Here is a 6,169-nt window from a genome sequence, read left to right as displayed (position 1 = left end):
CGCACGCCCCGGCGAGGCCACACGGCCCCGCAAGACCACACGCCCCGGCGAGACCGCACGCCCCGGCGAGGCCACACGGCCCCGCAAGACCACACGCCCCGGCGAGACCGCACGCCCCGGCGAGGCCACACGGCCCCGCAAGACCACACGGCCCGGCGAGACCGCACGCCCCGGCGAGGCCACACGGCCCCGCAAGACCACACGGCCCGGCGAGACCGCACGCCCCGGTGAGAGCGCGCGGCCACCTCCTGCCGCCGTGTGCCCGCAGAGACAGCTCCGGGCCGTGGAAGGTGACCGGTCACGGAACCGGCGGCGCCGGGGTGGTCGGCAGCCGGACGACCGGCACGACGCCGTCGCACCGCCCGCAGCAGAGCCCTCCGGGTGAGGTGTCATGAAAGACAAAGACAGATCGCACAGGCCGGCGGCGCCCCACCGGGCCTGTCTGCCGCATGTCCTGCGGGAGTACGCCGTCATCGCCGACGGCGAGCGCGGGGCGGTGGTGGATCCCCAGGGCCGGATCGTGTGGCTGTGCGCACCGCGCTGGCACAGTGACGCGGTGTTCTCGGCATTGATCGGGGGCGCCGGGCACTTCACGGTGGAGCCCACGGATCGTTGGCACGTGTGGGGCGGCGCCTACGAGGAAGGCACCCTCATCCATGTGAGCCGGTGGGTGAGCGCCGACTCCGTGATCGAGTGCCGCGACGCCCTGGCGATGCCGGCCGCCGCCGACCGCCTCGTCCTGCTGCGCCGGATGCGGGCCGTACGGGGCGAGGCACTGCTGCGGCTGGAGCTGGAACCGCGTCCGGGCTTCGGCGCGCACCGGATGCGGGACCCCCGCCTGGAGGGGGACGCGTGGACCGCCTCCGGCGAGGGGCTCCGGCTACGGCTGATCGGTGCCCCTGACGCGTCGTGGCGTCCGGACACCGGACTGCGCGGCGAGCTCCGGCTGCGCCGGGGGCAGGAGCACGACCTCGTGCTGGAACTGTCCACCGGCCCCGGCCGGCATCGCCTCGACCCGGCGGAACTGTGGCGGACCACCGAGCGGGAGTGGCGGCGCGCCGTACCGGACTGCTCCGCCCTCGCCGCCCCACGCGACGCGGCGCACGCGTACGCCGTCCTGCGCGGGCTGACCAGCTCCGCCGGCGGCATGGTCGCGGCCGCCACCACCTCCCTGCCGGAGCGCGCCAACACCGGGCGCAACTACGACTACCGCTACGCCTGGCTGCGGGACCAGTGCTACGCGGGCCTCGCGGTCGCCGCGCACGGTCCGCACGAACTCCTCGACCGCGCGGTACGGTTCACCGCCGACCGCATCCTCGCCGACGGCGACCGGGTGCGGCCCGCCTACACGGTCTCCGGGGAGCCGATGCCCGGGGAACGCGCGCTGTCGCTGCCCGGCTACCCGGGAGGCAGCGACCGGATCGGCAACCACGCGACCACGCAGTTCCAGCTCGACACCTTGGGCGAGGCGTTGCAGCTGTTCGCGGCCGCCGCGCGCCACGACCGGCTCACCGCGGACGCGGAGGCCGCCGCGCGGATCGCCGTCGACGTCGTGGAACGCCGCTGGCCGGAGCCCGATGCCGGGCTGTGGGAGCTGGAGAACCGGTTCTGGACGCATTCGCGGCTCAGCGTGGTGTGCGGACTGCGCCGGATCGCCGACGTCCTGCCGCCGGGGCGGGCCGGCGCTGCGCCGGGATCGCCGACACCGTCCTGGCGGAGACCCGCCGACGCTGCCTGCACCCGGACGGGTACTGGCGGCGGGCCGCGGACGACGACGGGCCCGAGGCGGCGCTGCTCGTGCCGCTGGCGCGGGGATGCGCGGACGCCGGCGACCCGAGCGCCGCGCGCACCCGCGACCGGGTCGAGGACCGGCTGGCCGAGGACGGATACCTGTACCGCTTCAGCCATCCCGGGGAACCGCTCGGCGAGGCCGAGGGCGCCTTCCTGCTGTGCGGGTTCCACATGGCGCTGGCCGCCCACCGGCTCGGCGACCCGATCGGCGCCGTCCGCTGGTTCGAACGCACCCGGGCGGCCTGCGGGCCGCCGGGGCTGTTCGCGGAGGAGTACGACGTACGTCAGCGCCAGCTGCGGGGCAACCTGCCCCAGGCCTTCGTCCACGCCCTGCTGCTGGAGTGCGCGGTCCGCCTCGGCGGGGCGTCGGCCGAGCCGTGGTGAGCGCGCCGGCCGCGTTTCCGGTTCATGAGCGCCCCCGGCCCGGCAGGTGCTCGGCGTACTGGGTGATCTTCTGCCGTACGCCCTTGGCGGTGATCCCGGCCTTCTCCGGGTCGCGCAGGACCGCCCTGGCGGTCTTCTTGCCCTGCTCGGTCATGATGTGCGGCGGGATCGGCGCGATCTCCGGATCGACCTTGAACTCGAGCACCACCGGCACCTCGGAGGCCAGGGCCTCGTCCCAGGCGGCACCGATCTTCTTCGGGTCGTCGCACACGATGCCCTTGAGTCCGATCAGCTGGGCGTAGGCCGCGTACGGGATGTCGGGGATGGTCTGCGTTCCGGGGTACTTCGGGTCCCCGGCCATGGCCCGCTGCTCCCAGGTGACCTGGTTGAGGTCGTGGTTGTTGAACACGCAGAAGACCAGCGGCGGGGGCCCGGCGAGGCGGTCGAGGTACCGCTTGACGGTGATCATCTCGTTCATGCCGTTCATCTGGAACGCGCCGTCGCCCACGAACGCGATGACGGGGCGGTCCGGGTAGGCGAACCGGGCGGCGATGGCGTACGGCGTGCCCGGGCCCATGGTGGCGAGGGTGCCGGAGAGCGAGGCCCGCATGCCCTGGCGCAGCTTGACGTTGCGGGCCCACCAGTTGGTGCCCGAGCCCGAGTCCGCGGTCAGGATCGCGCCGTCCGGCAGCCTGGACGACAGTTCGGAGGCGACGGCCTGGGGGTTGATGGTGTCGCCGAAGTGCTGGGCGGCCCACCGCTCGCACAGGTCGTCCCACTCGCGGACGCCCTTTTCGATCTTCTCCCGCCACGAGCGGTCCTCCTTGCGCCGCAGCAGGGGGATGAGCGCCTTCAGGGCCTCCCTGGCGTCCGCGACGAGGTGCGCCTCCATCGGGTAGCGGATGCCGATCATGCGCCCGTCGATGTCGATCTCGACACCGCGCGCCTGGCCCTCGTCGGGCAGCCACTCCGAGTACGGGAAGCTGCTGCCGATCATCAGCAGGGTGTCGCAGCCCCGCATCATGTCGTCGCTCGGCTTGCTGCCGAGCAGGCCGATGGGACCGGTGACGAACGGCAGGTCGTCGGGCAGTACCTCGCGGCCGAGCAGGGCCTTGGCGATGCCGGCGCCGAGCAGTTCGGCCACTTCGAGGACCTCGGCCTCGGCGCCCGCGGCGCCCTGCCCGACCAGCATGGCCACCTTGTCGCCCTCGTTGAGGATGTCGGCGGCCCTGCGCACTTCCGCGGGGTCCGGCAGCACCCGCGGGCGGCTCCAGCCCACGCTGGAGAACACCGAGCCGTGCTTCTTCGGCGGCGAGGGCTGGGCGTCCTCCTCCTGCACGTCCTCCGGGATGATGATCGTCGCGACGCCGCGGGTGGTGAGCGCGGTCTTGAACGCCCGGTCGATGACGTGCCGTGCCTGCGCCGGGTGCACGACCATCTGGCAGAACTCGGACACGTCCGCGAACAGCCGCTCCAGATCCACCTCCTGCTGGTAGTGCGCGCCGAGACTGAGCCGCTTCTGCTGCCCCAGCACGGCGACCACCGGCTGGTGATCGAGCTTGGCGTCGTACAGGCCGTTGAGCAGGTGGATGGCGCCGGGGCCCGAGGTGGCGGTGCAGCAGCCCACCTCGCCGGTGAACTTGGCGTGCGCGCACGCCATGAACGCGGCCATCTCCTCGTGCCTGACCTGGATGAACTCCGGCTCCCCCTTGGCCCGGTCGAAGGCACCCAGCAATGGGTTGATGCCGTCGCCCGGATATCCGTACACGCGTTCAACGCCCCACTCGGTCAGGCGTTGCAGTACGTAGTCGGCCACTTCGGTCATGGACTTCTCCTGAGCGAACGGTGGGAACAGTGCGGCCCCCGGGGTGCCTCCGGCGTCGGCCGGTAAACCCCACCGGGGCCCGCAGCGGTCACCGGTCGTACGGCAGCTCCCGCCCGGCCGGCTCGCGGACCAGGAACACGTCCACCGGATCCTCGCTCTCGAGTGTGAATCCGTGCCGTTCGTACAGCCGCCGGGCCGCACTGCCGCGCAGCACGTTCAGCCGCACCAGGGTGCCCTCGCGGTCGCACCGCTCCATCAGCCCGCGCAGCACAGCCGTACCGATGCCGCCGCCCTGCAGGTTCGGGGCCAGGCAGAAATGCTCCAGCCAGTGGGCGTCCTCGGCCGGCCGCAGCGACACGCACCCGGCGAACACGCCGTCCGCCTCGATCACCCAGGTGTGCGCCGGAGCGAACCCGTCCCGCAGCCGTTGCCGCACCCGCTGCCCGTCGTACCGTCCGAGCCGCTCCAGATCCGCCCGCAGCACCACGGCCCGCAGCTCGGCCACCGCCTCGACATCCGCCGCCGAAGCCGGCCGAAGCTCCCAGTCCCCCATGATCGTCAGGCTACCGTGCCACGCTCCTCGCGCCCGCCGCGACGGCCGCGCGGCCTGGGCAGTCTGAGCGGCCTGGGCGGAACGACGGAAGTTCCGCGCGCGTGGGTGACAAAGACGGAGCGGGAGGGAAACCGTGTCCGGAAGGCGGGACGTGCACGGCCGACAGGACGGAGAACCGGTGATGGCCACCACCGCGGGCACACCCGGGGCGCGTACCGCGACGCCGGGCAGCCCGCGACTGCCCGGCATCGTCCTCGGAGTGGGCCTCGGCGGGATCGTCGACGGCATCCCGCTGCACCAGATCCTGCGACGGCACCACATGCTCTCCAGCACCGACCACGACCACATCGGAGTGCAGTACTACGACCCGAGATCGGTCTCCGGTCCGGAGATGAACCGCGCAAGGCCCGGAGGCCGGGGGCCTTCCTGCGGGGCGGGGGCGCGGAGGACCTGGTTCCGCGGCGGGGCTGGTATGACTGGCGCATGCAGGCAGAAACCGCTCAGTCGGCGATCGACACCTTCATCTCGGCGTTCAACGCCTCCCAGGACACCTACGTCACGTCTCTGCTCTCCCAGGCACTGACCTCCGACGTGGTCTTCTGGGGGCCACTGGGGCGAAGGGAGGGAATCGAGGCAGTCGAGCGGTTCGTGCTGGACATCCGCCGCCACCCGGCCGGGGTGGGCACGATGGTCCGCTGCTCCGGGGTGGACATGCCCGACGAGTGGGCTCGGTACCGGTGGGTCTTCACCACACCGGACGGGGGCCCGCGGCTGGCGGGAACCGACGTAGTTCACCTGCGACGCAGCCTCATCGATCAGATCATCGTCTTCGCGGGAGACATCCGCCCGTCCGCGTGACGACCGGGCACAACGCCTCCGGGCATCCCCGAGCCGAGCAGGCCGGGGATGCCCGCACCGCACCGGTCGGCCGCCCGCCCGCCCGTCCGCCGCCATTACGTAAAGCTATTCAGGAAGCTAAAATGTGAACGTGGCGGTGTGCGGCCGAGGTGACTGACGGTGCCCGAGCGTTTTCGGCGCCGGTATCTTTGTGTTGAGCAAAACCGCGAAGGGTGGTGCCAGTGGAGCCCGACCACGTTGACGAGATCATCTCGGCCTGGCGCGTCGAGATGCCGGAGGTCGCCGGCCTCCCCCTCGAACTCGCCAAGCGCACCGCCCTGTTGATGTCGGCCTTCGACCTGACCGCCGCCGCGGCGCTGGACAAGCTGCACCTGACCCAGGCCGAGTACGGCGTGCTCGCGACCCTGCGCCGGGTCGGCGCGCCGTACCGACTCAAACCGACCGATCTGACGCAGGCGTTGCTGCTGTCCTCCGGAGGCACCAGCAACGTGGTCAAGCGGCTGGTCGCCGCCGGGTATGTCAGCCGGCAGGCCGACACCGAGGACGGGCGCAGCAGCTGGGTCGAACTCACCCCGCTCGGCGTCAAGACAGCCGAAGAGGCGGTGCGGGCCACCACCGCGGCCCACGCCCGCCTCGTCTCCCGGATGCCCGACTCCACCGCCCGGGCTCTGAGCGAACTCCTGCGCGTCACCCTCGCCGCCGTCGAAGAGGGCGTCCTCATCCACCGGTGAGCCCGGCGTCGGCCGCCTACCGCTGCC

Annotated in this window: 4 protein-coding genes and 2 pseudogenes; 4 read left to right on the top strand and 2 right to left on the bottom strand. The window is 72.5% G+C overall.

What is annotated here, in order from left to right:
• Window positions 1–391: 391 nt before the first annotated feature.
• Window positions 392–2,175: pseudogene (locus ACH4ZX_RS28070) on the top strand (glycoside hydrolase family 15 protein).
• A gap of 22 nt (window positions 2,176–2,197) precedes the next feature.
• Here ACH4ZX_RS28070 and ACH4ZX_RS28065 read toward each other — a convergent pair.
• Window positions 2,198–4,000 carry a thiamine pyrophosphate-requiring protein gene (locus ACH4ZX_RS28065; RefSeq protein WP_398278378.1) on the bottom strand — a complete coding sequence of 601 codons (1,803 nt, stop codon included), beginning with the start codon at window positions 3,998–4,000 and terminating at the stop codon, window positions 2,198–2,200.
• 88 nt (window positions 4,001–4,088) lie between these two features.
• A complete protein-coding gene (locus ACH4ZX_RS28060; protein WP_398278375.1) occupies window positions 4,089–4,553 on the bottom strand; it encodes a GNAT family N-acetyltransferase in 465 nt (154 codons plus the stop codon).
• Window positions 4,554–4,734: 181 nt separating this feature from the next.
• On the opposite strand from ACH4ZX_RS28060, the pseudogene ACH4ZX_RS28055 reads away from it, so the two are divergent.
• The 3 genes and pseudogenes from ACH4ZX_RS28055 to ACH4ZX_RS28045 form a co-directional block, all read left to right on the top strand.
• Window positions 4,735–4,965 (top strand): annotated as a pseudogene (locus tag ACH4ZX_RS28055) (DUF2243 domain-containing protein); the annotation flags it as partial.
• Between the two features lie 71 nt (window positions 4,966–5,036).
• Entirely contained in the window at window positions 5,037–5,411 is a 375-nt protein-coding gene (locus tag ACH4ZX_RS28050) for a nuclear transport factor 2 family protein (protein ID WP_398278372.1), read from the top strand.
• A gap of 221 nt (window positions 5,412–5,632) precedes the next feature.
• On the top strand, window positions 5,633–6,142 hold the full coding sequence (locus ACH4ZX_RS28045; protein ID WP_398278369.1) for a MarR family winged helix-turn-helix transcriptional regulator: 510 nt from the start codon (window positions 5,633–5,635) through the stop codon (window positions 6,140–6,142).
• Window positions 6,143–6,169: the final 27 nt, after the last annotated feature.

This window comes from Streptomyces sp. NPDC020490, assembly GCF_044335305.1.
Lineage (GTDB): Bacteria > Actinomycetota > Actinomycetes > Streptomycetales > Streptomycetaceae > Streptomyces.
The sequence above is the reverse complement of the archived record's forward strand: the minus strand, read 5'-3'. Positions and strand labels throughout refer to the sequence as shown.

Excerpts from the sequence above, each read along its gene's own strand:
- ACH4ZX_RS28065 (WP_398278378.1), bottom strand. The coding sequence starts at position 4,000 with ATGACCGAAGTGGCCGACTACGTACTGCAACGCCTGACCGAGTGGGGC.
- ACH4ZX_RS28050 (WP_398278372.1), top strand. The coding sequence starts at position 5,037 with ATGCAGGCAGAAACCGCTCAGTCGGCGATCGACACCTTCATCTCGGCG.
- ACH4ZX_RS28060 (WP_398278375.1), bottom strand. The coding sequence starts at position 4,553 with ATGGGGGACTGGGAGCTTCGGCCGGCTTCGGCGGCGGATGTCGAGGCG.